Origin of the sequence: Dehalobacter sp., assembly GCA_023667845.1 — a bacterium.
Classification (GTDB): Bacteria; Bacillota; Desulfitobacteriia; order Desulfitobacteriales; family Syntrophobotulaceae; genus Dehalobacter.
In genome coordinates, this window is sequence record JAMPIU010000143.1 from 1 (window position 1) to 26,127 (window position 26,127).

Annotated in this window: 30 protein-coding genes; 25 read left to right on the forward strand and 5 right to left on the reverse strand. The window is 45.7% G+C overall.

Annotated elements, in window-relative coordinates; genetic code table 11:
• The first annotated feature begins 131 nt into the window (after nt 1–131).
• The 3 genes from NC238_10885 to NC238_10895 are packed head-to-tail and all read left to right on the forward strand — an operon-like array spanning nt 132 to nt 3,227.
• A complete protein-coding gene (locus NC238_10885) occupies nt 132–1,190 on the forward strand; it encodes a response regulator (GenBank protein MCM1566426.1) in 1,059 nt (352 codons plus the stop codon).
• Nucleotides 1,191–1,239: 49 nt separating this feature from the next.
• Nucleotides 1,240–2,859 carry an ATP-binding protein gene (locus NC238_10890; protein MCM1566427.1) on the forward strand — a complete coding sequence of 540 codons (1,620 nt, stop codon included), beginning with the start codon at nt 1,240–1,242 and terminating at the stop codon, nt 2,857–2,859.
• Nucleotides 2,844–3,227, forward strand: a complete 384-nt coding sequence (locus tag NC238_10895; protein MCM1566428.1) for a PaaI family thioesterase — start codon at nt 2,844–2,846, stop codon at nt 3,225–3,227. The genes NC238_10890 and NC238_10895 overlap by 16 nt, the downstream gene beginning before the upstream one ends.
• A gap of 80 nt (nt 3,228–3,307) precedes the next feature.
• Here NC238_10895 and NC238_10900 read toward each other — a convergent pair whose 3' ends face one another.
• Nucleotides 3,308–3,457, reverse strand: coding sequence for a DUF1540 domain-containing protein (locus tag NC238_10900; protein ID MCM1566429.1), 150 nt, complete (start codon nt 3,455–3,457; stop codon nt 3,308–3,310).
• A gap of 166 nt (nt 3,458–3,623) precedes the next feature.
• On the opposite strand from NC238_10900, the gene NC238_10905 reads away from it, so the two are divergent.
• Nucleotides 3,624–4,325 carry a hypothetical protein gene (locus NC238_10905; GenBank protein ID MCM1566430.1) on the forward strand — a complete coding sequence of 234 codons (702 nt, stop codon included), beginning with the start codon at nt 3,624–3,626 and terminating at the stop codon, nt 4,323–4,325.
• Between the two features lie 3 nt (nt 4,326–4,328).
• Here NC238_10905 and NC238_10910 read toward each other — a convergent pair whose 3' ends face one another.
• A complete protein-coding gene (locus tag NC238_10910; GenBank protein ID MCM1566431.1) occupies nt 4,329–4,685 on the reverse strand; it encodes a LysM peptidoglycan-binding domain-containing protein in 357 nt (118 codons plus the stop codon).
• A 264-nt stretch (nt 4,686–4,949) separates the two neighbouring features.
• Here NC238_10910 and NC238_10915 point away from each other — a divergent pair, with 264 nt between their 5' ends.
• The 14 genes from NC238_10915 (at nt 4,950) to NC238_10980 (ending at nt 16,541) form a co-directional block, all read left to right on the forward strand.
• Entirely contained in the window at nt 4,950–5,402 is a 453-nt protein-coding gene (locus NC238_10915; protein MCM1566432.1) for a MarR family winged helix-turn-helix transcriptional regulator, read from the forward strand.
• 101 nt (nt 5,403–5,503) lie between these two features.
• Nucleotides 5,504–6,487, forward strand: a complete 984-nt coding sequence (locus tag NC238_10920) for a ketoacyl-ACP synthase III (GenBank protein MCM1566433.1) — start codon at nt 5,504–5,506, stop codon at nt 6,485–6,487.
• A complete protein-coding gene (locus NC238_10925; protein MCM1566434.1) occupies nt 6,487–6,717 on the forward strand; it encodes an acyl carrier protein in 231 nt (76 codons plus the stop codon). Before NC238_10920 ends, NC238_10925 begins: the two co-directional genes overlap by 1 nt.
• A 13-nt stretch (nt 6,718–6,730) precedes the next feature.
• Entirely contained in the window at nt 6,731–7,681 is a 951-nt protein-coding gene (gene fabK / locus NC238_10930) for an enoyl-[acyl-carrier-protein] reductase FabK (protein ID MCM1566435.1), read from the forward strand.
• Between the two features lie 87 nt (nt 7,682–7,768).
• Nucleotides 7,769–8,707, forward strand: a complete 939-nt coding sequence (gene fabD / locus NC238_10935) for an ACP S-malonyltransferase (protein MCM1566436.1) — start codon at nt 7,769–7,771, stop codon at nt 8,705–8,707.
• Between the two features lie 68 nt (nt 8,708–8,775).
• Nucleotides 8,776–9,516 (forward strand): 3-oxoacyl-[acyl-carrier-protein] reductase, encoded by a 741-nt coding sequence (gene fabG, locus NC238_10940; GenBank protein MCM1566437.1) that lies wholly within the window; start codon nt 8,776–8,778, stop codon nt 9,514–9,516.
• Nucleotides 9,517–9,531: 15 nt separating this feature from the next.
• On the forward strand, nt 9,532–10,773 hold the full coding sequence (gene fabF, locus NC238_10945) for a beta-ketoacyl-ACP synthase II (protein MCM1566438.1): 1,242 nt from the start codon (nt 9,532–9,534) through the stop codon (nt 10,771–10,773).
• Between the two features lie 4 nt (nt 10,774–10,777).
• Entirely contained in the window at nt 10,778–11,236 is a 459-nt protein-coding gene (accB, locus tag NC238_10950) for an acetyl-CoA carboxylase biotin carboxyl carrier protein (GenBank protein MCM1566439.1), read from the forward strand.
• A gap of 39 nt (nt 11,237–11,275) precedes the next feature.
• Nucleotides 11,276–11,698, forward strand: a complete 423-nt coding sequence (gene fabZ, locus NC238_10955) for a 3-hydroxyacyl-ACP dehydratase FabZ (GenBank protein ID MCM1566440.1) — start codon at nt 11,276–11,278, stop codon at nt 11,696–11,698.
• A 20-nt stretch (nt 11,699–11,718) separates the two neighbouring features.
• Nucleotides 11,719–13,068, forward strand: a complete 1,350-nt coding sequence (locus NC238_10960; GenBank protein MCM1566441.1) for an acetyl-CoA carboxylase biotin carboxylase subunit — start codon at nt 11,719–11,721, stop codon at nt 13,066–13,068.
• A 34-nt stretch (nt 13,069–13,102) separates the two neighbouring features.
• On the forward strand, nt 13,103–13,999 hold the full coding sequence (gene accD, locus NC238_10965) for an acetyl-CoA carboxylase, carboxyltransferase subunit beta (protein ID MCM1566442.1): 897 nt from the start codon (nt 13,103–13,105) through the stop codon (nt 13,997–13,999).
• A 21-nt stretch (nt 14,000–14,020) separates the two neighbouring features.
• Nucleotides 14,021–14,968, forward strand: coding sequence for an acetyl-CoA carboxylase carboxyltransferase subunit alpha (locus NC238_10970; GenBank protein MCM1566443.1), 948 nt, complete (start codon nt 14,021–14,023; stop codon nt 14,966–14,968).
• Nucleotides 14,965–15,783 (forward strand): biotin--[acetyl-CoA-carboxylase] ligase, encoded by an 819-nt coding sequence (locus NC238_10975; protein MCM1566444.1) that lies wholly within the window; start codon nt 14,965–14,967, stop codon nt 15,781–15,783. The genes NC238_10970 and NC238_10975 overlap by 4 nt, the downstream gene beginning before the upstream one ends.
• Before the next feature lie 134 nt (nt 15,784–15,917).
• Nucleotides 15,918–16,541, forward strand: coding sequence for a biotin transporter BioY (locus tag NC238_10980; protein MCM1566445.1), 624 nt, complete (start codon nt 15,918–15,920; stop codon nt 16,539–16,541).
• Between the two features lie 243 nt (nt 16,542–16,784).
• Here NC238_10980 and NC238_10985 read toward each other — a convergent pair whose 3' ends face one another.
• Nucleotides 16,785–18,062, reverse strand: coding sequence for a CapA family protein (locus NC238_10985; protein ID MCM1566446.1), 1,278 nt, complete (start codon nt 18,060–18,062; stop codon nt 16,785–16,787).
• Between the two features lie 232 nt (nt 18,063–18,294).
• Here NC238_10985 and NC238_10990 point away from each other — a divergent pair, with 232 nt between their 5' ends.
• Both NC238_10990 and NC238_10995 read left to right on the forward strand, forming a co-directional pair.
• Nucleotides 18,295–19,674 carry a citrate/2-methylcitrate synthase gene (locus NC238_10990; protein ID MCM1566447.1) on the forward strand — a complete coding sequence of 460 codons (1,380 nt, stop codon included), beginning with the start codon at nt 18,295–18,297 and terminating at the stop codon, nt 19,672–19,674.
• 25 nt (nt 19,675–19,699) lie between these two features.
• Nucleotides 19,700–20,056 carry a hypothetical protein gene (locus NC238_10995; protein MCM1566448.1) on the forward strand — a complete coding sequence of 119 codons (357 nt, stop codon included), beginning with the start codon at nt 19,700–19,702 and terminating at the stop codon, nt 20,054–20,056.
• Here the strand turns inward: NC238_10995 and NC238_11000 are convergent.
• On the reverse strand, nt 20,025–21,161 hold the full coding sequence (locus NC238_11000) for a galactosyldiacylglycerol synthase (GenBank protein ID MCM1566449.1): 1,137 nt from the start codon (nt 21,159–21,161) through the stop codon (nt 20,025–20,027). The genes NC238_10995 and NC238_11000 overlap by 32 nt on opposite strands.
• 193 nt (nt 21,162–21,354) lie before the next feature.
• A complete protein-coding gene (locus tag NC238_11005) occupies nt 21,355–21,804 on the reverse strand; it encodes an Hsp20/alpha crystallin family protein (GenBank protein ID MCM1566450.1) in 450 nt (149 codons plus the stop codon).
• A 257-nt stretch (nt 21,805–22,061) separates the two neighbouring features.
• Between NC238_11005 and clpP the strand changes: the two genes are divergently transcribed.
• The 5 genes from clpP (at nt 22,062) to NC238_11030 (ending at nt 26,077) form a co-directional block, all read left to right on the forward strand.
• A complete protein-coding gene (gene clpP / locus NC238_11010) occupies nt 22,062–22,691 on the forward strand; it encodes an ATP-dependent Clp endopeptidase proteolytic subunit ClpP (GenBank protein ID MCM1566451.1) in 630 nt (209 codons plus the stop codon).
• Between the two features lie 288 nt (nt 22,692–22,979).
• A complete protein-coding gene (gene galU, locus NC238_11015; GenBank protein ID MCM1566452.1) occupies nt 22,980–23,936 on the forward strand; it encodes a UTP--glucose-1-phosphate uridylyltransferase GalU in 957 nt (318 codons plus the stop codon).
• Between the two features lie 153 nt (nt 23,937–24,089).
• Nucleotides 24,090–24,869, forward strand: a complete 780-nt coding sequence (locus NC238_11020; GenBank protein ID MCM1566453.1) for a hypothetical protein — start codon at nt 24,090–24,092, stop codon at nt 24,867–24,869.
• 203 nt (nt 24,870–25,072) lie between these two features.
• Nucleotides 25,073–25,372 (forward strand): autorepressor SdpR family transcription factor, encoded by a 300-nt coding sequence (locus NC238_11025; GenBank protein MCM1566454.1) that lies wholly within the window; start codon nt 25,073–25,075, stop codon nt 25,370–25,372.
• Nucleotides 25,373–25,408: 36 nt separating this feature from the next.
• Nucleotides 25,409–26,077 (forward strand): SdpI family protein, encoded by a 669-nt coding sequence (locus tag NC238_11030; protein MCM1566455.1) that lies wholly within the window; start codon nt 25,409–25,411, stop codon nt 26,075–26,077.
• Nucleotides 26,078–26,127 lie beyond the last annotated feature (50 nt).

Here is a 26,127-nt window from a genome sequence, read left to right on the forward strand (position 1 = left end):
TAGAGATTCCAAGGATAAACATTTTTTATCTAGAATTTCCCATAAGAATAAGGTATATTAAGATATAGTGGCTGGCTGACCGGAAATTTCCTCATTAATAAGCAGTTGATTTGTGAAAGATTGGGAGGCGGATGAAGATAAATACTGATAGTATTTCAAGGGCCAGAATACTGATCGTCGACGATAATTCAGTAAATATTTTGTTACTTGAAAAACTGTTAAAAATGTCGGGATACAGCAATATCATGTCCACCACTGATTCCAGGGAAACCCTGTCCTTATATCGGGAGCATAATCCCGATCTGATTTTAATGGATTTAAGGATGCCTTACCTTGATGGATTTGAGGTAATGGAGCAGTTGAATGCAGTCAAAGAGGATGACTTTCTTCCGATCATTGCCATTACAGCCTACAACGATCAGGAGCACAGACTGAAAGCATTGACGCTCGGCGCCAAAGATTTTATTGGGAAGCCCTTCGATTATGCTGAAGTTCTGATGCGAATCAAAAATATACTGGAAATACGTTTACTGAACAATGAAATCAAAGAGAACAACCGCAGACTGGTCAATAAAGTCCAGGAGAGAACAAAAGAACTGGAAGATTTGCAGGTTGAACTGATCCACAGGCTGGCGAGAGCCGCAGAATTTCGGGACAGCGAGACAGGAAATCACATTGTGCGAATGAGCAAATACACGTATGAACTTGGTAAAGCCTTCGGACTGCCGGAAAAGGACTGTGAACTAATGTTTCATGCCAGTACGCTGCATGACATTGGGAAAATTGGCATTCCCGACGAAGTACTGCTGACACCAGGAAAACTCACTCCTGATGATTGGGAAAAAATGAAAACCCATACCGTTAAAGGGGCTCAGATCCTGGCCGGTAGTTCAGCAGAAATGATTAAGCTTGCTGAGCAGATTGCGCTGTATCATCATGAAAAATGGGATGGAAACGGTTATCCGAACGGGCTTCAAGGAGAGGAGATCCCGTTGGTGGGACGAATCACCGCCATTTGTGATGTGTTTGATGCTTTGATTTCGGAGCGCCCTTACAAGAAGGCGTGGGAAATCGACGAAGCCTCAGCTGAGATAGAAAAAGGCAGAGGCACACACTTCGATCCTTCTCTTGTCGATCATTTTCTGAAAATTATGCCGGTAATCAGGGAAATTACGGAAATCTATAAATAACAAGTTCTGCCCATGGTCATCGAATGTAATAAACGGCGGCGGTGTTGGAATGAGGTCAAAAGAGTTAAAGAAAAAGCTACCGCTTTTCCAGTGGACTTGGCGCACCTATGTTTGCGAAGCACTCATTCCATTGATCATCATGGGATTGGTGTTTATTGCTATTTTCATTCTCGCGCACTTCTGGCTGCATAAAGAAGTATCAGGTATGTCGATTGCTGGTCAGGGAGAAAAGCTCTATGCCGCGCTGAACGGTTTAAGCGATCAATTGTACCGTATTGGCCGTTTTATCATTGTAGGTCTTCTTATTTTCTATAGTATATTTATCATCATGTTTTACCGGAAAGCTCATCGAATAAACAAGGCGATCTCGGAGCCTCTGGCCAGGATTAAGCAGATGGTCCTTGATATCGGCACAGGACAGTACCTCCAGGAACAACCGGATTTCTTCATTAAAGAGCTGCAGGATACGGCAGTCTCAGTCGTACAATTAGGTAAACGGCTGCATCATCTCGATGCCAATCTGACAGTTTACCAGTCTGAAATCAGGAAAAAGGAAGAAAATCTGCAGGCTCTGGTAAAATCCATTGATGATGCTATTTTTGAAGTAGATGAATCCGGAATCGTTCGGAATGCTTGGACAAATGATAAGAGTATTTTGATTAGACCGGCTGCTGAAATCATTGGTTCCTCCTTTTATTCCGTTATGGATGAGGAGACCGCAAAAATCAACATGACCTTGATCAGTCGTGCTATTCAAGGCAAGGAACCGGAGGTATTTGAATATTTCCTGAACACTTCAAAAGGCGTCCGTTGGTATCAGGCACGGATAGCCCTTATTGACAATGATAGGCATAGTGTTTCCATCTCCGTAAGGAATATTACCGATAGGAAGGCCCTGGAGAATTCGCTTATTTCAGCCAAGATGGAGGCTGAACGGGCCAGCCTGGCCAAATCGGAATTCCTCTCGAGTATGAGCCACGAATTTAAAACACCCCTGAATGCGATTATGGGCTTTGCCCAACTCCTGGAGATCGATACGGAGGCTCCTTTAAACGAATTTCAGAAGCAGAGTGTCAAAGAAATCTATAAAGCAGGGAACCACTTACTTGACCTGATTAATAAAGTCCTTGATCTCGCGAAGATTGAAACAGGCAAATTTGATGTCGTGATTAAACCGGTAGAAATAAAACCTGTCGTAGAAGCTTCGATCAACTTAGTCAAGCCGCTGGCTGATCTGAAAGGAATTGCGATCACGGCAGCGTATTCCAGGTGTGAGAATTATTGTGTGGCGGCAGACCAGATCCGTTTGAAACAAGTGCTGCTGAATATTTTTTCGAATGCGATTAAATATAGTTTTGATAATGGAATCGTTGAATTCAGCTGTCAGGAGTTTGATGGGTGGCTGCGCTTCAGCATCATCGATAGTGGTTTAGGCATTCCGTTGGAAGAACAGGGTAAAATATTTGATCCTTTTTTCAGGGCATCGAATATCAACCATTTAATCGAAGGTACCGGGATTGGGTTGCCGGTTGCCAGAGAATTGATTGAACTGATGGGCGGAAATCTTGGATTTGACAGTCAAGAGGGAAAGGGAAGCCATTTCTGGTTTGAACTTCCTTTGGTTCATGCCGGCTCGGCAGAAAGGATAACAAAATGGATAACATATTAGAGGAAATGAGTAAGGATATTTTTGCAAAATATGTTGGGATAGAAATACTCAAAGCCGGAGCCGGAACGGCTGAGGCCAGGTTAAAGATAGACGAGCACCATTTGAATGCGCTTGGGATCGTTCAGGGAGGAGCCATTTTTACGCTGGCGGATTCGACACTCGCTGCAGCGTCGAATTCCCGGGAGGGTACGGCAATTGCCGTAAATGTCAGTATTACCTATTGTCAAGCTGCCGGTCTGGGAATACTCACCGCCAGGGCCAAAGAAGTATCCCTAAACCGGAAAATAGCGACCTATCTGGTTGAAGTCACAGATGAGAAAGATAATCTCATCGCCATGTTTCAGGGAACGGTTTACAGGAAACAATAAAATAAAAGCTCATGTTCGTATCATACCAACGGTGACATGATGCGAACATGGGCTTTGAAATCTCATACACCTGGTATTGATTACTTCTGAGGTTTGAAGGTATCACACTGTGTCTCTTCCGAGCCTTGGGAATGCTCGGCCCCGCTGTGATTCACCTGAATCATCGGTGCATCGCACATGACATCTTTATTGTAATGACACTCGGTGACTGTACATTTAATTGAACCCATTTTTTTCACCTCCTTGGGCGAGTATCTTATTAACGCTAAAGCTTTGGCGTTTATACCTCTTATTATTATGAACAAAAATTAATTTACTATGTGGACGGCAAAACCAATAAATTTTTAAAGACGCTCCGGCGTCTTTTTTTATAAGGTTTGCATAAATGGAAAATTATTGAAGAAGACTGCATATATTATTATTGTCATAATCATTTTCTGGAATGGGGTGACTCACACGAATGACTTCAATTACAAATATACCGTAAACCACAGCAACCCGGTAAATTACTATTATCAACCGCAGCAGGGCAATTCCAGAAAGCTTTGGGGCTGTCCAATGCAGCAAAATAGCTGGAATAACGGCATCTATCCTCTCTTTGAACGTTCGGTTCCCTCCGGGCCCAATCTGATATTGCTTATGCCGGCAATTTTTGGAGCTGCGGCCGCGTTTACGGTCGGGTTCAGTTTGTACGGCCGCAGTTTTAGCAGCGGATATTCAAGATTTATTTTTTTTGTCAATATCTATGCAATCATTGCTTCTCTGGGCGCCGGGGCTTATATCTTCGAAACGTTAACCCTCGAGGAAAGCAAAGACGCCAAATTAAAGGATATTATTCTTCCGCTGATAACAGTCATTTTGTTTTTCGCGCTGCTCTTTAATCTGGTCTACACGCTTTATCCATCTTCCTTTTCCGGGACAATCGGAAAAACGCGTGTAACTCAGTTTATTTCGTTTCTTTCTTTAAGCATTGGCAGTATTTCAGTGGGGGAGACTTTTAATGTGACACCGGAAAAAAGCGGGACGCAAATCATGGCTGCTGTGGAATCCTTCTGGAATTTATTTGTTCTGTCACTTCTTATATCTCTGATCACATAGTCCTTAGTGGGATCTTCTCCGTCTCCTGACAGGAAGACAGATCATCTGGCCAATCCGCAGGTTCGTGGGATCAACTCCGGGGTTCAGTGAGATAAGTGAAGCTGTTGAAAGGTGGTATTTACCGGCCAATTTGGAAAAGGTATCACCAGCTTTGATAACATAACGGTTCGCCGGTGGACATGAAACAACGCTCCTCCTGATTGGAATGCAGATCAAGACCCCCGGTTTCAGGTTATTCGGGTTTACTCCTGTGTTCACCGATGCAATTGCCTCTGCAGTTGTATTGAATTTGCGGGCAAGGCTATAAAAAGTATCACCCGGCTTGATCTGATATGAGATTGTTCCTTTCGGACAGGTCATGAAAGCTCACTCCCAGCAGATATTTTTTCTCTTCTCATTGTATGAAGGGATTACCTGTCCGCCGGACAGAAGGACAAACCCAACCCCAAATTTTTTTCGCCTTAAAGGTTAGAATAAGAAAATCCATAAAGGGATAGTGAAAATCCTTCTAAAAATATTCAGATTAAACCGGGAGATGTACAAGTTGGTTTGAATACTAAAATATTTGACAACCAAATTAAAAATGAGGTAAACTTTGATTATGCGCTGAGAGGAAGTGAAAGGTTGGAAACAAATATTCGTACTGTTTTAAATGAACTTCTGATTGGAACATTCAATCAAATTCTAGATGTAGAGCAGAACGAGATTAAGAAAGGACCATTAAATAATCTGTCTATCTCAGAACTGCATGCGATTGAAGCGATTGGAATGTATCAGGATAGGACAATGTCTCAGGTTGCCGCCGATCTGGGTATCACTGTCGGAGCGCTTACTTCTTTTATCAATAACCTTGTTAAAAAGGAGTATGTTTCCAGACAAAGGGATGAGGCAGACCGGAGAATTGTCAGGATCAGCCTGACCAGAAGGGGAAAGCTTGCCTACAGGATTCATGAAAAATTCCATCTGGATATGGTTAAGCATATGCTTCTCGGATTAGGGGAACAGGAGAATATTTTAATCGAATCATTGCAGAAACTCACCGAATTTTTTGATTCAAAGTATTCCTTTAATCATTAACAAGAGATACACAAAAGGTATATGAAAAAGGTAAACGAACAGAAGATTCGTAATGGATGATAATAAACGAAATAATATGAGAGAAAAGGAAATTTGGAAATATGTATGACGTTGAGATAATTGGCACTGGCAGTTATGTTCCTGAAAACAGGGTGACGAATGATGATCTGTCTAAGATTGTTGACACAAGCGATGAATGGATCCGTACCCGGACAGGGATCATAGAACGCAGAATTTCACTGACGGAAACCACAGCGGATCTGGCAGTTGCAGCCGCCCGCAGAGCGCTTGATGATGCCGGAGTTGCCGCTGAGGAGCTTGATCTGATTATTGTGGCCACGGTTACACCGGACTATTTTTTCCCGTCAACGGCATGTTTTGTCCAGAATAGTCTCGGAGCCAGCCGGGCAGCTTGTTTTGATATCAGTGCGGCTTGCACCGGTTTTATTTTTGGACTCAGCATTGCCTCCCAGTTTATCAGAACAGGGATGTATCAAAAGGCACTGATCATCGGGGCCGAGGCCCTTTCCAAAATCACGGACTGGGAAGACCGCGGCACTTGTGTCCTGTTTGCAGACGGGGCGGGTGCGGCGGTTATTAAAAGAGGAGATCAGGGCATTATTTCTGAAGTAATCGGTTCTGATGGGAGCAAGGGTGAATGTTTGGAATGTCCTGCCCTTCCGCTCAAGAACGTCTTTATTGAGGCCGGGGAAGCTAAGCCCCCATATGCCAAAATGAACGGACGGGAAGTTTTTAAATTTGCAGTCAATATTTTACCTGAGTGTATTTTGAAGACGCTTGAAAAGACACCTTATACGCTGGAAGACATTAACCATATCATACCGCACCAGGCGAACCTGCGGATCATCGATTCAGCGGCCAAAAAGCTGCAGGTGGATCAGGCGAAGTTTTATGTCAACCTTCCCAGTTATGGAAATACTTCGAGTGCGAGTATCCCAATTGCCCTGGATGAAATGGCCAAAGGGAAGTTAATCCATGAAGGGGATCTGCTCGTTCTTGTCGGATTCGGAGGAGGACTTACCTACGGCGCAATGCTGATTAAATGGACCATAGGGGGTAAATGATGTCTTTTGACACGATCTGCAGGATTATTGCCTCCCAGATTGAGATTGAACCGGAGGAAATCCAGCTGTCCACCAAGTTCCAGCAAGACCTCGGAATTGACTCTCTAAGCATTTTTGAAATTGTCATGGAGCTGGAAGATGTATACAGGATTGAAATTCCGACTGAAGATCTTGAAGAATTAATCAGCGTAGCAGATCTGGTTGACTATATGAATAAGCGAACGAATTGAAGGAGAGAATGGCATGAATAACTTTGGTTTTTTTCATAAACTGGGCGTAAAATACCCGCTGATTCAAGGCGGTATGGCCTGGATTTCGGACAGCTCACTTGCTTCGGCCGTATCGAACGCCGGCGGAATCGGTATCATTGCGGCGGCCAACGCACCTGTCGAATATGTCAAAGAAGAGATTAGGAAGGCCAAAGCTCTGACAGACAAGCCTTTTGGCGTAAATATCATGCTGTTAAGTGAAAATGCCGGAGCCATTGCCCGTCTCGTCTGTGAAGAAGGGGTAAAAGTAGTGACAACAGGCGCCGGAAGTCCCGGGAAATATATTAAAATGTGGAAAGAAAACGGCATTACGGTCATTCCCGTAGTTCCTTCCGTTGCGTTGGCCCGCAGGATGGAGAAGGAAGGGGCAGATGCCGTTGTGGCGGAAGGCGGAGAGTCCGGCGGACATGTCGGTGAACTGACGACCATGGCCTTGCTTCCTCAGGTGATTGACGCTGTAAATATTCCGGTGATTGCTGCTGGGGGAATCGGTGACGGCAGAGGGATTGCCGCAGCTTTTATGTTGGGTGCAAGCGGTGTCCAGGTTGGCACAAGGTTCCTAACTGCCGAAGAATGTACCGTGCATCAAAACTATAAGGATAGAATCCTGAAAGCTAAAGATATCGATTCAGTCGTTACAGGCAGGCCAACAGGTCACCCGGTCAGAGTCCTCAGAAATAAACTTACCCGGCAGTTTGAAGAGCTGGAAAGGACGGGGGCACCTCTGGAGCAGTATGAGACGATTGGTGCCGGTGCGCTGCGCAAGGCTGTCAAAGAGGGAGATACGGATTACGGATCGGTCATGGCCGGGCAAATCGCAGGTCTGATTAAAAAAGAACAGACCTGTAAAGAGATTATTGAAGAAATGTTTGCCCAGGCAGGGGAACGTCTGAAAGCTATTAAGCTTGACAGTATTACCCGCTAAAGGGATACGTGTGGAGGACAAAAGAACCATCCCTTTGTCCCCCACATTCGGATGATTATCGGATGATTATTGGAGGATACGGAAAGAATGGATAGAAAGACAGCGTTTATTTTTGCGGGCCAGGGTTCACAGTATGTTGGCATGGGCAAAGAACTTTATCAGCATAACGATGTTTCGTGGGCGGTTTTTGACCTGGCGGATCAGGAGCTCGGATATTCGCTGAGTGGCCTGTGTTTTAACGGCCCCAAAGAGGAACTGGATAAAACCGAACATACACAGCCCGCCATTCTTACAGTCAGTGTGGCAGCCGCAAGGGCGTTGATGGATCAGGGGATCAATCCTGATCTGACAGCCGGATTCAGTCTGGGTGAATATTCTGCCTTGGTCTTGAGCGGTGTATTGCCATTTGAGGCGGCTGTGAAACTAGTCCGGAACAGAGGCAGGTATATGCAGGAGGCTGTGTCTCAGGGTGTTGGAGGAATGGCTGCAGTCCTCGGTTTGGAAACATCCGGGGTCGAGGAGGCTTGTCTTGCGGCTGAAAGCCTTGGGATTGTACGGATTGCCAATTATAACTGCCCAGGTCAAGTTGTGATATCCGGGGAAAACAAGGCCTTGGAAGCCGCGTCGGCCAGAGCTATGGAGCTCGGGGCCAAAAGGGTGATCCCGCTTGAAGTCAGCGGACCGTTTCATACGGGCTTGCTCGAACCGGCGGCCCGGAAATTGGCTGACGAGCTGGCAGGCATTGAATTTTCTGATCCCCGGATCCCGGTGATTTCAAATGTCACTGCAGATTATATGGCGGATAAGTCGGCGGTCAAGGAACTATTGCCACAACAAGTCATGCGTTCCGTCCTTTGGGAGATGTCCTTCAGAAGAATGCTCGCCGACGGCGTAGATACCTTTGTGGAACTGGGACCTGGAAGTGTCTTAAAAGGCTTTGCGAGAAAGATTGACAAGAACGTGAAGGTTCTGAATGTCGAAGACCCGACATCTCTCGAAGCTGTGGTGAAATACTTTAACGATTAAGAACGTACTTGAAATCTAGGTACAGGTCACGGTTTCTATCAATATTGGATTCCAGGAGGAGGTAGGATATGCTAAAGGGGAAAACAGCAGTTGTTACAGGTGCCAGCAGGGGTATTGGCAGAGCCATCGCTTTAAAGCTTGCTGAACAAGGCGCGAATATTGCGGTGAATTATGTAAGCAGCGAGCAGGAAGGGTTAAAGCTTGCTCAGGAAATTGAAAACTTTGGAGGGCGGGCCTTAGTTCTAAAAGCGGACGTCAGTGTATTCAGTGAAGCGGAACAATTGATTGCGATGGCCAAAGCAGAATTTGGAACCATTGATATTCTGGTCAATAACGCAGGGATAACCCGCGACGGTTTACTCATGAGGATGTCAGAAGACGATTTTGATCGAGTCGTAGAAGTAGACCTCAAAGGGGTATTCAATTGCACCCGACATGCTGTTCCTATCATGGTCAAACAAAGAAGCGGCAGGATCGTCAATATCACTTCTGTTGTTGGAATTCTCGGAAATGCAGGGCAGGTTAATTATGCAGCGGCCAAAGCCGGTGTTATTGGACTTACTAAATCCCTGGCCAAGGAAATCGGCAGCAGAAACATCACGGTGAATGCTGTAGCCCCTGGCTTTATTGAGACAGATATGACGTCAGGATTATCGGATAAAGTGAAAGAACTGACCAAAGAAAGCATTGCTTTAAAGAGGTTTGGTAAACCGGAGAATATCGCCGATACGGTTTTATTTCTAGCTTCAGACGCCGGTGAATACATTACCGGCCAGGTCATAAGCGTTGACGGCGGAATGGCATTTTAGGAGGAGACCAACAATATGAGAACACGCGTAGTTATTACTGGAATTGGGGCGGTTACTCCGCTTGGCAACGATGCAGCCACATTCTGGCAGGGCATCAAAGAGGGAAAATGCGGAATAGGTCCGATCACAGCCTTTGATACGACGGACCATAAAGTAAAAATTGGTGCTGAGATCAAAAATTTTGATCCTGAAATGCATTTGGACAAGAAAGAAGCCAAACGGATGGACCGCTACTGCCAGTTGGCAGTGGTGGCGGCAGAGCAGGCTTATGAAGACGCGGGTCTGAAAGCAGCCGAGATCGACCCGGAAAGATTAGGTGTTTTGGTTGGATCGGGGATAGGCGGTCTGCTAACGATCGAAGAACAGCACAGCAGACTGACCGAGAAAGGGCCTGGCAGGGTTTCCCCTTTCTTTATTCCGATGGCGATCAGTAATATGGCTTCAGGGAATATTGCGATCAAGCTTGGTGCCAAAGGAATTAACTACAGTATTGTCACAGCCTGCGCTTCGGCAACGCATTCCATCGGTGAAGCTTTTTGGAAGATCAGAGACGGTCAGGCGGATATGATTGTTACCGGTGGTGCCGAAGCCCCGATTACGCCTCTAGCGGTAGCCGGATTTACTTCCATGACCGCTTTGAGCAACAGCAATGATGTCAACAGGGCTTCCATCCCGTTTGACAAGGAGCGGGACGGGTTCGTGATCGGTGAAGGTGCGGGTATTTTGGTTCTGGAATCTTTGGAGCATGCTAGAAAGAGGAATGCAAGAATCTATGGCGAAGTAGTTGGTTACGGAGCTACCTGCGACGCCTACCATATGACCGCACCTGCACCGGGAGGGGAAGGCGCGGCCAGAGCGATGAAGCTTGCCTTAGCTGATGCCGGAATTGGTCCGGAAGAAATATCCTATATCAATCCGCATGGAACAGGTACACCGTACAACGACAAGTTTGAGACGGAAGCGATCAAAGCCATATTTGGAGAAAAAGCTTATCAAATACCGGTGAGTTCGACAAAATCAATGACCGGTCATCTACTGGGAGCAGCAGGAGCTATAGAGGCGATTATCTGCGCCAAAGCACTGCAGGAGGGCTTTGTACCACCGACGATCGGCTATCAGGTTAAAGATGAGGAATGTGACCTGGATTATGTGCCGAATTGCGGGCGTAACATGGATTTGACCTACGCTCTATCCAATTCGCTTGGATTTGGCGGCCATAATGCTACCATTATCTTAAAAAAATGGTTAGAGGGATAAAGTGATGGATTTAAAAGAAATTCAAGAACTGATAAAAATGGTGGATGAGTCCGGGCTGACTGAATTTGAGCTTAAGCAAGAGGATTATAAAATTGTTTTGAAGAAAGAAAAGCTTCAGCCTATGTTTCAGCCTGCGTTTCAGCCGGTGCAGAGCTTTATGACCGGGGCTGCAGCCGGAAGAGAGACTGCGGCTCCGGAACATCCAAGTTCTAAAATTGAAGCGTCGCAGACGATTAATGCACCGATTGTTGGAACCTTTTACCTGGCACCGTCGCCCGGAGAGAAACCCTTTGTCAGCGCGGGTAGCAAAGTCAAAAAAGGAGATACGCTTTGTATTGTCGAGGCGATGAAGCTGATGAATGAGATTGAAGCTGAAGAAGACCTGCAAATTCTTAGCATTCTGGTTGATGACGGGCAAATGGTCGAATTTGGCCAACCGCTGTTTGAAATTAATACCAAGTAGCGGCAAGGATGCAAGCGGAACTATTGTGGAGGTAAAAAGGTGCTGAACATCAAAGAGATTCAGGAGATCATTCCGCATCGATACCCGTTTCTTCTTCTGGACCGAGTCGAAGAGCTAGAAGAAGGTAAAAGGGTTGTTGCTTATAAAAATGTTACGATCAATGAGTATTTTTTTCAGGGACATTTTCCGCAAGAACCGGTAATGCCCGGTGTACTCATTATTGAAGCGCTGGCTCAGGCCGGTGCGGTAGCTTTATTAAAAATGGAAAAATATCAGGGTAAGCTCGCTTACTTTACCGGAATTGACAATGCCAAGTTCCGAAGGAAGGTATTTCCTGGTGATGTGCTGAGGCTGGAAGTAGAAATCATAAAAATCAAAGGTCCTGCCGGCATCGGCAAAGCCCTTGCCACGGTTGACGGGGAAAAAGCTGCCGAAGCCGAAATCAAGTTTTTTATCAGTTAATAAAGTTGGTGGGTGAAAACTTGTTCAAAAAAATACTCATTGCCAACAGAGGCGAAATAGCGGTCCGGATTATTCGGGCCTGCCGGGAAATCGGAGTTGCAACAGTTGCGGTTTATTCGGAAGCCGACAGGAACTCCCTGCATGTGGATCTTGCTGATGAGACGGTTTGTATCGGGCCGGCCAGAGCAAGGGACAGCTATCTGAATACCAAGAATATTATCAGTGCAACGGTTCTGACGGGCGCGGAAGCCATTCATCCGGGATTTGGCTTTTTGGCGGAAAACAGCAAATTTGCCGAGATGTGCAAAGCGTGCCATATCGCATTTATCGGTCCTGACCCGGAAGTGATTGAAATGATGGGAAATAAAGCTAAGGCTCGGCAGATCATGGGCCAGGCGGGTGTCCCTATCGTTCCTGGTATTGAAGGTGTGTTGGCTAATTTTAAACAGGCAGAGGCTTCTGCGGAGCGTATTGGTTATCCAGTCATGCTGAAGGCATCGGCAGGCGGCGGAGGCAAGGGTATCCGGATTGTCTGGAGCCGGGATGAACTGAAAAAGGCTTATGATATGGCCAAGAAAGAAGCCCAAGCTGCCTTTGATGATGATTCGATGTATTTGGAGAAATATCTGGTGGAGCCGAGACATATCGAATTTCAGATCCTGGCGGACCACTATGGAAATGTCATTCACCTCGGAGAAAGAGACTGTTCAATCCAGCGCAGAAATCAAAAAGTCATTGAAGAGGCTCCTTCAACCGTCCTGAGTGACGAGCTCAGGCGGAAAATGGGGGATACAGCTGTCCGCGCTGCTCAAGCGGTAGGTTATAAAAGCGCCGGGACCATCGAATTTTTAGTTGACAACAACGGTGGCTATTACTTTATGGAAATGAATACCCGTATCCAGGTCGAGCATCCTGTAACCGAACTGGTTACAGGAATTGATATTGTGAAGGAACAACTGAAAATTGCCTCGGGAGAACAGCTAAACATCCGGCAGGACGACGTGCATATTCAAGGCCATGCCATAGAATGCCGAATCAATGCGGAAAATCCCGCACTCGGGTTCAGGCCGTCTCCCGGCAAAGTGAATATCCTTCTCTGGCCCGGAGGAAATGGCGTAAGACTGGACAGCGCACTCTACAACGGCTATGATATCCCGCCGACCTATGATTCGATGATCGCGAAACTGATTACGCATGGCCAGGACAGGAATGAAGCCATCAGTAAAATGCGCAGGGCCCTTGATGAGTTTATCATTGAAGGCATTGACACGAATATTGAATTTCTGTTTCAGATTCTGAATAACCCGAAATTTAGGAGCGCAGAAATTGACACATCCTTCATTGCCAAAGAATTTGACTATGGAGCGTAATGACAGCCAAAAAAAATGATTACGGTTGGTGTTCATGTTTAAATTAAACAGGGTTTTTAAGAAACCGCGTTATCTAACCATACAACAGAATAATAGTCAGCCGGCACCGGCGGAGATAGAGGGGCAGGGGGAAAAGAGTGTTTTGCCTGCCATTCCGAACGGGCTGTGGACAAAATGCCAGAATTGCGGAGAGACAGTTTACACGAAGGATCTCAGTAACAATAACAAGGTCTGTGTCCGCTGCGGCTACCATTTCAGGATGGGAGCCTGGGAAAGAGTCGACTTGATCATGGACACCGGTACATTTAAAGAAATTAATCAGGATATGAAAAGCGTCAATCCGCTGGACTTTGAAGGCTATGCAGAGAAAATCCGCGCTGGCCAGGAGAAGACGGGCCTTTCGGAAGCTGTACTGACAGGGTATGGCAAGATTCATGGCCAGGATGCTGTGATTACGGTGATGGATAGTAACTTTATGATGGGCAGCATGGGTTCGGTCGTTGGCGAGAAAGTGGCCCGGGCCTTTGAATTCGCTGCTGAAAGGAAAATGCCGATCATTGCTTTTACTGCTTCAGGTGGGGCCAGGATGCAGGAAGGAATGTTTTCCCTGATGCAGATGGCGAAAACATCTGCAGCCGTTGGCAGACACAGTCGGCAGGGAGGACTGTATATCGCGGTTCTGACAGACCCGACAACGGGCGGCGTCACGGCCAGCTTCCCGATGCTGGGAGATATCATTTTGGCGGAACCGGACGCACTGATCGGCTTTGCCGGCAAGAGGGTCATTCAACAGACCATCAGGCAGGAGCTGCCGGAAGGTTTTCAGAAAGCAGAATTTCTTCTGGAACGCGGTTTTATTGATAAAATCGTGGCCAGAGAGGACCTTAAACTAACCTTGTCTCGCCTGATTAAGCTTCATTACAGGCGTTAAGCAAAAAGACGGAGTGTGGCTATGCTCGAGCGGGAAAAAGAATTAGCGGAACTGAATAATAAGCTGAGTGATTTAAGGAAGCTTGCTGAAGATAAGCAAGCCGACTTTTCATCAGAGATTGAGGGATTAGAAGAGAAGCTTACCAGGATGAAAGAGGAAGCATTCTCAAATTTGACGGCGATGGATAAGCTGACCCTGTCCCGAATGGTGGAAAGACCCACCACGCTCGATTATATCGAGAGGATTTTCCACTCCTTTATTGAGCTGCATGGAGACCGGATGTACCGGGATGACCCCTGCATTGTCGGTGGCGTCGCCAGACTGGGCGATCTGCCGGTAACGGTCATTGGCCAGCAAAAAGGCAGAAATACCAAAGAAAATGTCAAAAGAAATTTCGGGATGACAAATCCCGAAGGTTACCGTAAAGCGTTAAGGCTCATGAAGCAGGCGGAAAAATTTCACCGGCCAGTGATTTGCTTTATTGATACACCAGGCGCTGATCCTGGTATCGGGGCGGAGGAACGGGGCCAGGGAGAAGCGATTGCACGCAACCTGATGGAAATGGTCAGTCTGCGGACGCCTGTTATTTCCATTGTTCTGGGAGAAGGAGGCAGCGGCGGGGCGTTGGCCTTGTCGATCGCAGACGAGATCTGGATGCTGGAGCATTCGATCTATTCCATACTGTCTCCTGAAGGTTTTGCCAGTATCCTTTGGAAGGATTCCTCCAGAGCAAAAGAGGCAGCCCGGATCATGAAGATTACTGCTCAGGATTTGCAGCAAATGGGCCTGATCGACATGGTTCTGCCGGAGCCTTTGGGCGGTGCCCATCATGATCCTGAGGCGATGGCTGTCGTGATCAAGGAACATTTGTTAAAGGTCCCGTTCAGAACCATGCTGGAACAACTCGACGATGTTCTTGAAAGGCGTTATCAGAAATACCGCAGGATAGGGGCTTATACCGAGTCATGAACGAATCTCTCAGCCCTGAAAAAATAACACAATATCTCCGGACAACTTTTCTGGGAAGAAAGATCCTCTGTTTTGACGTGCTGGACTCCACCAACTGTGAAGCAGCCCGCAGAGCTTTGGCTGAAGAAGAAGGAACTGTGATCATCAGTGAACAGCAGACGACCGGCCGGGGACGTTTTGGCCGAAAGTGGCAGTCACCGGGAGGCAAGGGGATCTGGATGTCAATCATTTTGAAACCTCAACTCCCGCCGGATGTGATACCCCAGCTGACGCTGGCCGGCGCAGCGGCAGTATGCCTGGCAGTGGACGAAGCAGCTATTTCTTTCCCTGGAAGAGGAATCACCATCAAATGGCCAAATGATCTATTCCTGAACGGAAAGAAGGCCGGAGGGATTCTGACGGAAATGTCGGTCAGCAGCAGGCGGACCCCGGTAGTGGTGATCGGCATCGGTCTGAATGTGAACCTCGCTGAAACGGATTTTCCTGATGAACTGAAATCCACAGCGACTTCTTTACGTCTCGAGACGGGCGGGGAACACGACAGGACCAGGCTGACAGCCGGGATCCTAAATGGATTTGAACCGCTTTACCTGGAATACCTCAGAACGGTTGATTTGGGCAGGATCTTAACCATCTGCCGGGAGCGTTCCGAAGTCATAGGCAGAAAAGTGGTCCTCGAAAACAGGGAGGGGCCGGTGCAGACCGCTGAGGTAATCGACCTCGGGCCCAAAGGGGAACTGGTCGTAAGGCTGGCGCAGACCGGGGAGATCAAAGCGATCATCTCGGGAGAAATTTCTGTGGCCCTACACGATTAAACGAGAAGTACGTTCGCGGTTCCCAAAATGAATACAGTATTTACATGGAAAATGGCATTGAAAACGAAGCGTCCTAATGATATAGTACTGAGAATATAGTTTATTACATGAAAGAACAGAACGGAGGAATGATGATGATTCAAAATTTGCATACGCTCGAAGTTTACCGTCAAAAACGTTTGTCCTATTTCCAATGGCGCACGCAGTCAACGATGTTTGCCAAAATTGCTCTGGCAGTAAGTCTGGCCTGCCTGACTGGCCTGCTTGCTCAGGTGAAAATCTACCTGCCATTTACTCCCGTGCCTTTGGTGGCTTCCCAGATTGGGGTGATCCTGGCTGCTGTGCTGCTGGGTAGAAAATGGGGCGGTATCAGTATGGCAATCTATGCTGTCGGCGGTTTGGCAGGAATTCCGTGGTTTGCGGGTTTCAAAGGCGGAGCGGCGGCGCTTGCTGGGCCGACAATTGGTTATGTGTTTGGGTTTATCCTTGCAGCGCTGTTTATCGGCGGTATGATTGATTCCAGGACCCAAAACCGTAAAGCTTTGCCGCTGACCGGCATTATCCTTTTTGCCCAGCTTGTCCTTGTCTATGTTCCGGGGTTAATATCCCTGGCCATATGGCTTTGGTCGACCGGACAGACAGTCACCCTGGCCGGAGTCCTCTTTATGGGTTATATACCCTTTATTGTCGGAGATATTCTGAAGTCACTCGTCGGATCAGCAGCTGCTAAAGCTATTGTCCCGATGGAAAAATACTAGCACAGCATCGATTTGGGTTAAGATTGGACTAAAGCAGCACTTCAAGAGTAATAAGTACCAGAATAATGACAACAAAGAATGCTGCACGCTGACCATATTTAAATGTATAGGCGTACATGCCGGATCCCCCCCGCAGGCTGATTTGTAAGATATTTGATTTATTTTATTCTATGAAGTCCGGGGAGGCAAGGTGATAAAGAAATAAACCTATGGACATATGAACATATGCGCATAGGTTTATTTTTACGGTTCTAACCCTTTTATTTCAGTTGGATTGGAATTCGAATTTTTTCCTGCTTCTGGCATTAGTTTTTGCACAGTGTCCCTGCAGAACCGGATCCGTTCCAGATCTGCATCCTTCAGAAGGGGATACAGTCCCGGATTGTCCAGAGCAGCTTTGGCTGGTATAACCTCATAAATCAATTGATTATTCAGGCGTTTTTTATTCACCCAAGTAGGAACGGCGTCCGCCTGGAGAACATGATGGGTGTGATCTGGATATACCCTGATCGTCACATTGGCGATGATTCCCTGTTCGGTATAAATGTTATCGACGGTTTCCTGACGCTGATCTGAGATAAAATTTCCCTGAGAATAAAAAACCGGAACAGTTCCATTGTTGTCTGTGGCCAAAAGTTCGAAGGGCTGGAGCACATGCGGATGGCCCCCAAAAATCACATCTGCGCCGCAGTCAGCCAGTACGGAGGCTAAGTCCTGCTGAAAGGTACTAGGCAGTCGCTGATATTCATCTCCCCAGTGCATACACAAAATGACAATTTCCGCTCCGGCCTGTCTTGCTTCAGTGATTCTCGCCTTAATGGTTTGCGCAGAACTGTCAAAATCCTGCGGGTCAAAGGTATCCATCAGTCCGGTCATGTTGACGGGAAGGATAAGACCATTGATGCTCAGGCTGCCGTCATATTGCGGATAGCCGTAGCCAAAATTGACAAACGCCACTTTAACACCTTTAATGTCCTTGATGACATAGGTGGTTTCCTTCTCGGTAGCTTTGACACCGATAATATCCAGTCCCTTGTTTTTGACAACATCGATCGTCCGGTAGAATCCGGTGACATCCTGATCTAAACGGTGGTTGTTGGCTGCGGTAACGATGTCAACGCCTGATTCCTTCAGAGCATCAACGATCGAATCAGGGGTATTGAATTTGGGATAACCGGAATAGCCCTGCTCAGGCCCGGCCAGTGAGGTCTCCAGGTTGGCCACGGTAATATCGGCATTTTCAAGATAGGATTTAACATACTGAAACTGACTGCTGAAATCATATAAACCTGTTGAAGAATCGTAAGCGGCCATATAGACCGTGTTATGAATCAGGATGTCGCCGACGGAAGTGATAGAGATATCCACATAGGAAGGCACCGGCTCCGATTCCGGAAGCGGCGAAGGATTCGGAGGATTTTGAAAAGAAATCTGGTTGGTATATTGGTAGGCGATCATACCGCCCGCAATGAATACGGTAGCAACTGTGCAGAGGAGGATATTCAGGAGTCTTTTTTTCATAAGCATGACCTCAAATGATAATTTTATAATAATTTTTTGATCATAGAATTTTTGATTTATAGTCTGGCTTTGTTAGACTTGTCTGCGAATAGGATGGTTGCTCTTAGTCATTATAATACATTTACTTCAAAGCGAAAACGAATTATAATGACAGGAAGAATAAATGGTGAATGTTATCGCTGAAGGCTTGGTGCCAGCCGAGCTTTCTTTATGATCCAGAGGAGGTAGGGAAATGGAACAAACAGAGTTCATACAATTCGAACAATTTGAAACAAAAATGTTTAAAGAACTGACGCAGAAAGCGATAGACAGTAGTAAAATCAATCCTGAGCTATATAGTAAATATCAAGTAATGAGGGGCTTGCGAGATATTGAAGGCAAGGGTGTTCTCGTCGGTCTGACCGAGATTGGTGAAGTGCACTCCTATATCATAGACGAAGGAGAAAAGATTCCCGTTCCGGGAAGATTAACCTATAGAGGTATCGATATTAATGACATCGTCGACGGCTTTATTAAAGACGAAAGATACGGCTTTGAAGAAACGAGCTATTTGCTTCTGTTCGGGCATCTTCCGAACGCCAAGGAGCTGAAGGATTTTGAACAGATGCTGTCGGCATATCAAAAACTGCCCGAGGACTTTGTCCGGGGTACTATCCTAAAAAGCCCGGGCAAGGATATCATGAATATGCTGGCCAGGAGCATCCTGAGCCTATATTCCTATGATGACAACCCCGATGACAATTCCATCGAAAATGTCCTGAAACAATGCATGAAACTGATTGCCTGGATGCCTTTGCTGGCCGTGTATGGCTATCACTCCTGTGCGCATTATCATGGAAACAAGAGCCTGTTTCTGCACAGTCCGCTGCCTCATCTCAGCACAGCGGAAAATATTCTTCACATGCTACGGCCGGACAGCAAATACACCAAGCTTGAGGCCGCCCTGCTGGATATTTCCCTGGTCCTGCATGCCGAACACGGCGGTGGGAATAATTCGACCTTTGTTACGCATGTCATTACCTCGACCGGTTCGGACACTTATTCGGTCATGGCTGCTGCTATTGGTGCCTTAAAAGGTCCCAAGCATGGAGGCGCCAATATTAAAACCTACAATATGCTTGAAGACATTAAACAAAATGTCACAGACTGGCAGGATGAGGATGAAATCAAGGCTTATTTAATGAAGATTATGAATAAACAGGCTTTTGACAGGTCTGGTCTTATTTACGGGATCGGCCATGCAGTCTACTCGATTTCTGATCCGAGGGAAGTCCTGCTTAAAGAATATGCCGGGAAGCTCGCTCAGGAGAAAGATCTGGCCGAAGAGTTTGATTTATTCTGTAGAGTGGAAAGACTTGCTCCGGATATTGTCCTGGGCCATAACAAGTCAGGCAAAGTCATCAGTGCCAATGTGGACTTTTATTCCGGTTTTGTATATAAAATGCTGGGACTTCCGCTGGAACTGTTTACCCCGATCTTTGCGATCTCCAGAATGTCAGGATGGAGTGCCCACCGGATCGAAGAGATCGTGAATAATGGGAAAATCGTCAGACCGGCCTATAAGAGCGTTGTTCCAAGACGGGAATATATTCCGCTTTCCGGCAGGAATTAGATAGAGATCTTAAAGAAATACGCAGATGAAAAAAAAAGGCGCTGTTGCAAAACGAACATATCGTTCGTGGGCAACAGCCTATTTTTATTGCGGAAAATACAGGCTAATCTTTAAAAATAAACGATTACATAAGACCAGAGACTGGGCTATGCAATGTACATCCAGCGACAAGCGGAGCACGGATTGCGCAGCGCAGCAGTTTGCGCCATGGAGGGCGCAACTGCCGAAAGCGGTTGTACATTGCGTAGCCCTACCTTCTTTGGTTTCTTTGTCTTTTAATATTAAAAAAGGCGGTGTCGCCAACTACTTTAGTAGTTTTGCAGCACCGCCTTGCTTTTTGCTTAGAAATATTAACTTTGATGCGCTCTCTGATATTCTTTGACTTGAAGGCTTTCATACAGCAGCTGATCAGCCAACCCTACGATACTGCCCGGAGAAAGCTGTCGGGCCAAGTCCGAAGCATTCTCCCGCATTTCTTCAAGCAAACCGGGATTTAGACAGAAACTGTCGATCAGGGGATTAAGTTCGGAAATCCTTGATGTTCTGACAGCAACACCTGCTTTAACTAGAATCTCGGTATTTTCTTCTTCTTGTCCCGGAATAAAAAATGGAATAATGATGGGGATATTTTTATTGATCGCTTCCGAGGCAGTCAGACCGCCGGGTTTTGTGATAATCACATCGGACTGGTCCATCAGGTCATAGATGTTCGATGTGAAACCGTAAATGACGACATCTTTGTCGTTAAAGGTACCTGCGTACTTTTTCGCAAGATCAGTCCAAAGTTTGCGATTACTTCCGCATACGACCAGGATGCGAAGATGATGCCGGTTTTCCATAAGCGTTTTCAGGCATTTTCTGATATAGGGGATGCCCATGCTCCCGCCCATGATCAGCAGTGTAAATACATCATTGTTTCTGACAAGGCGGGGCTGGCGGAATTCTTCCCGTACCGGAATGCCGAAAATGTGTATTTTGTTTTCAGGAACACCTTTTTCCGTAAGCGTATCCTTGGTGTAAGGTGAACCAACAATGTAGGCATCAACAAAACTATTCACATAAAACTGATGGGCCATATAATCTGTAACCAGCGAAATAAAAGGCAGATTTAAGCGTCCGGATGCTTTTAAATAGGAAACAACACCGACATGAAGAGGATGGGTGGTAATAAGCAGGTCGGGCTTGTACTCCTGAATCAGCTGTTCGATGACACTATCCATGGCCCTGTTTAAAATTCTTTTGACATTTTTATTTAAGAACTCATTATAGGTAATCTTATATAGTTTACCGTACATTTTCGGTAATCTTGTTGCGAGTATATGATAACCGTCATCGATAAGGGCTTCCATGATCCAGCTTTCCTCTTTTTTTAAGGGTTCTACAATCCGGACGGAATAGCCTGAAGCTTCAAGCTCCTTTTTCAGACAGTCTGCGGCCTGATTGTGTCCGTGTCCTGTAGACGCAGAGAAAATCATTACTTTAGGCACGAATATTCTCCCTTCAAATAAAAGCATAAGATGCTGAAAGTTATCCTTATACATTATAACAGTTTATGGTCGATAACCAACAAAAATTTATTTATTATTTTTTGGCAAATAGGAATAACCACACAAGCAACTTTCTGGCAGGAAGACATAAACGCCCCTATGATCAGTCTGTGGGCCACAGTTTCGAGATCTACTAATGCTGAAAGTCAATCTGTACAGACTTTTTCTCCCTGCTGTCTGTCTTGGGCAGGAATACATTCAGAACGCCGTTTTTATAAATTGCCCTGACATTATCAATGGAAACGGCCGCCGGAAGAGAGACGGAGCGGCGGAATTGACCGGTATACCTTTCTTTTCTGTGTAGGCGATCTTCCTGAATCACGTGCTGTTCGCGGTTTAAAGTGCCGCTGATGGTTATCATGTTGTTTTCAATCTGAATGCTTACATCTTCTCTTCTCTGCAGTCCTGGCAGATCGCAGGAAACAATGATCTCTTCGTCGGTTTCATAGACGTCGGTAAATGGAACGGCCAAGCGCGGAGCGAACTCATCTTCGAAAAAAGTAAACGGAAAACTATAAAGCCTATTGATTTCACGGCGTATCTGATCTGCATTCCGCATTGGATGTAATGGTATAAGATTCATATTTCCGCCTCCAGTATTTATGGATTTGTATCAAATGCTTTTATCCATTATACTAGGATTATTTTAACCTGACAGATGATTTATATACCGTCTCGATGTTTAGACAAACGTACTATTGGCAATTAATCAAATAATATGAATGAAATAGTTTGAACAAAGAAATGACCAAAATTTGCCCAAATTATTTGACCTTTATTGACCTTTGTAATAAAATAGAGACATATCAAAATTAACAATCAATGATGGAGGGAATAAATATGAGTTATCTTATCCCGATGGTAGTTGAACAAACGAATCGCGGTGAACGTTCTTACGACATCTATTCTAGGCTCCTCAAAGACCGTATTATCTTCCTGGGCGGAGCAATCGATGATAACGTTGCCAATGTTGTCGTTGCGCAATTGCTTTTCCTGGAAGCGGAAGATCCTGAAAAGGACGTTTTCATCTATATCAACAGCCCCGGAGGGTCAATTACTGCCGGGATGGCCATCTACGACACGATGCAGTATATCAGGCCTGATGTACAGACCATTTGTATTGGAATGGCCGCCAGTATGGGTGCCTTCCTGCTTGCCGCCGGCACGAAAGGAAAGCGTACTGCCCTGCCGAATGCTGAGATTTTGATCCACCAGCCGTTAATTGCCGGGGGAGGTTTATCGGGGCAGGCTACAGAAATTGAAATTCACGCCAAACAGTTGCTGAAAACGAAAAACAAAATGAACAGGATTCTCGCCGAAAGAACCGGCCAGCCTTTGGACAAAGTCCAGCAGGATACGGACCGTGACTACTATATGTCCGCTGAAGAAGCCAAAGAATACGGAATTGTTGACCGGGTACTGGAAAAAGCAGCGCTGCTCGAGCAAAAAAAGAAAAACCCGCTAAAATAGAATCTCTTAAAAAAATCTTAATTTTCATAAAAAACTTTGAAGAAAATCCTGGATATCGAAAACGCCTCATTTGAGTAATCATTTGAGGCGTTTGACGTCCACGGATGGACTAATGCCGCGGTTCCATGGAGGGAAAGGAGCGGCAAGTCCACGGATGGACGAATGCCGCGGTTCCATGTAGCAAATAGGAGCCATTCAGAAAAAAACATAAAAGTAAGATAAATTCGGCATACTAAACTCGGATTGTTCAAAAACAACCAAAGCAACAATAAAAAAGGAGGAAAAATCTTGCAGAGAATTCGAAAAGCAGTCATACCCGCGGCTGGATTGGGTACAAGATTTCTTCCTGCGACCAAAGCTCAACCCAAAGAAATGCTGCCAATCGTAGACAAACCGACTATTCAGTACATCATTGAAGAAGCGGTTCAATCCGGTATTGAAGATGTCATTATTGTCACAGGAAGAAACAAAAGAGCCATTGAGGATCATTTTGACCGTTCTGTAGAACTTGAACTATTTCTAAAAAACGGAGAAAAGTCCGAATTGCTCGATATGGTCAAACATATTGCTGAGATGGTCGATATCCATTATGTCCGCCAAAAAGAAGCTCTGGGGCTTGGTCATGCCGTCTACAGTGCCAGAAGATTTATTGGCAATGAGCCGTTTGCCGTTCTTTTGGGAGACGACGTAATCTATTCGGATGAGCCTTGTCTGAAACAAATGATTAGGTACTACGAGCTTTATAACAGCAATTTGATTGGCGTACAGGAAGTACTGCCGGCAGAAGTGTCCAAATACGGGATTATTGATGGCAGCAGAATATCTCCGAGACTGTACAAGGCGGAAGCCATGTTTGAAAAGCCGGCCCCGGAGGAAGCGCCAGATATTCCGCTTGCGATCATGGGCCGGTATATTCTTAATCCGGAAATTTTTGATATCCTCGCGGAATTGCCTCCGGGAAGAAATGGAGAAATTCAGCTGACGGATGCAATTGCGCAGTTGAGCAAGGTTCAGGATGTGTATGCCTACAATTTTGAAGGGAAAAGATATGATGTCGGGGACAAACTTGGTTTTGTCAGAGCAACCATTGAATTTGCGTTAAGACATGAAGAAATTGGCGAAAGCCTGATGGATTATCTGACCGATATTGTCAGCCGGTATCAGAAAGAAGGTCAGGAGCTTCGCCTGCTTTCAGCAGGCAATAATTTGGACAAACTTTATGATATTAAGAAGAATTACAGTTAACCGGGTAAGTAAATGGATGATGCCCGGAAAAAACGGCGGAAAATAAAGTACTTTCACAGAAAATAGGTTGTTTACTATCCTCAATGTGACAAGCTTTTCTCTTTGCTATTGGTAATATTATACAGAAAATACCTATAGTAAGGAGGAAAAAGGATGAATTTCAGCCGCAAAAGCATCCTAACTCTTGCAGGGGCTGTTGTTCTGGCGGGGGTAATCATTATTGGCGGAATTTATGGGCCCACTGCCTGGAAAGTATTTCGTGGCCAGGTAGTTGGACCAGAGGACCAAGTGGTTATCCAGACGCCCCCGGTCAATTATGCCGGTGGAGAGACGGATGCTGATCAGACCATTGCTCAGGGTGAAGAAAGTACGGTTTCACCCAATACCGGGGGAACACCGGCTGCAGAAGGTACTGCAGGAGATACCGTTACAGCACCCAATCAGGCTGACGGCACAGACGATTCTGCCAGCAGCACGAATGAAGTCAAAAAGTACAGGGAACCGGATCTGAGTCTTTTGAATATTGCGCCTTCGCTTGAGGAGTATTTTGGCGAGAGAGCGCTCAGCGATGCATCCAGGACTCTTGCCTTCGGAGCCGCCTGGAACATCCACCAGTACACGGATGGTTATCTGTACGGTGTCACTGCAGGGCCTCAGATGAACGAACAGGATATTAAGAAGTACATTGTTTTCCATAAGACCTTATGGGAAAAGCAAATGGAAAATGAGGTCAATTCCAGTCAGGCGTCCACCTTTGATGTATATTTCAGGAATCTTCTGAATAGAGGGATCGATGCCTTTGACAGTAAGGACAAAGTAAGAATTGAACAATTCCATCTCGAGATTCATGATTTGGACGCGCATCTGCTACGGGATGATATGAGTTCCAAGGTTTACGGGGCAACTCCTTTTGCCACGAAACGTTCTGAATAGCATTCCTAATGCATTGATAGGCGCCTGAAACAACATTTGAAGCGCTTCTAAAAAAGTTATCCTGTCTCAAACCTCCTTGAGATTAGGATAACTTTTTTGATCTTTAAACGTTGACAATTCTAACAAATCATGTACAATAATAAATACTTAGATAATTGTCTAAATATCTAAATATCTATTAAAATTAAGGAAGTGGATCACAAATGTCGCCGTATAATGATACGTTTAAAGCTTTGGCTGATCCGACCCGAAGAGAAATGATCCGCTTTTTGAAAGAACGAAATATGACGGCAGGGGAAATTGCAGATCAATTCAAGATCTCCAAACCAAGCATCTCCCATCATTTAAATATTTTGAAGCAGGCCGGGCTGGTTACAGATGAAAGAAAAGGGCAGACCATCGTCTATGCATTGGATACCTCTGTGTTTGAAGAAGTCATGCGGATGATGTTTGATTTGTTTTACAGAAAAGAAGAATCAAAAGATAAACAAACAAATAAATAAACAAACAGATGAATCATAAGAAAGGGTGCTGGTGCAATGTCGGAGAATAAAGAATTATGGATGCGCAGAATGCTTATTTTTGGCAGTCTGATGGTTCTCATAAGTTTGGCGGTTAGCTTGGTTGTTTATCCCCGTCTCCCGGATAAAGTTCCGGTGCACTGGAATGCAGCCGGAGAAATCGACGGCTGGGGCAGTGCCTTTCAGGGAGCTTTCCTGTTTCCGCTGATGATGGCAGCTATGCTGATCCTGCTCGTTTTCCTTCCGAAAGTGGATCCTAAGAAAAAGAACTATAGCCGGATGAGCAAACCGTATACCATCATTGTGCTTGTCATAATGCTGTTTTTTATGTTGATTCATTTTGGCTCGCTGGGCACGGCGCTCGGGTATTTTAACAGCTTTCCTTCCTTGATTCAATTGGGAGTCGGTGCCTTGTTTGTAATTATTGGAAACTATATGGGCAAACTAAAGCATAATTACTTTGCCGGAATCAAGACTCCATGGACGCTGGCCAATGAGCAAGTCTGGTACAAAACGCACCGGATGGCAGGACCGCTCTGGGTCATTGGCGGACTGATCTTTATGGCGGCAAGCTTCCTGCCTGCCCAGTTTCTGACCGTCACAGTGATGATTGTCATTGCAGTCCTGCTTATCGTTCCAATTGGATATTCTTATTGGATCTTTAAGAGATTGGATAAGGAAGAATAGGTCCACAATCCTGTAATAAAAATAGGCTGAAGTATGTTTAAAATCCCCGC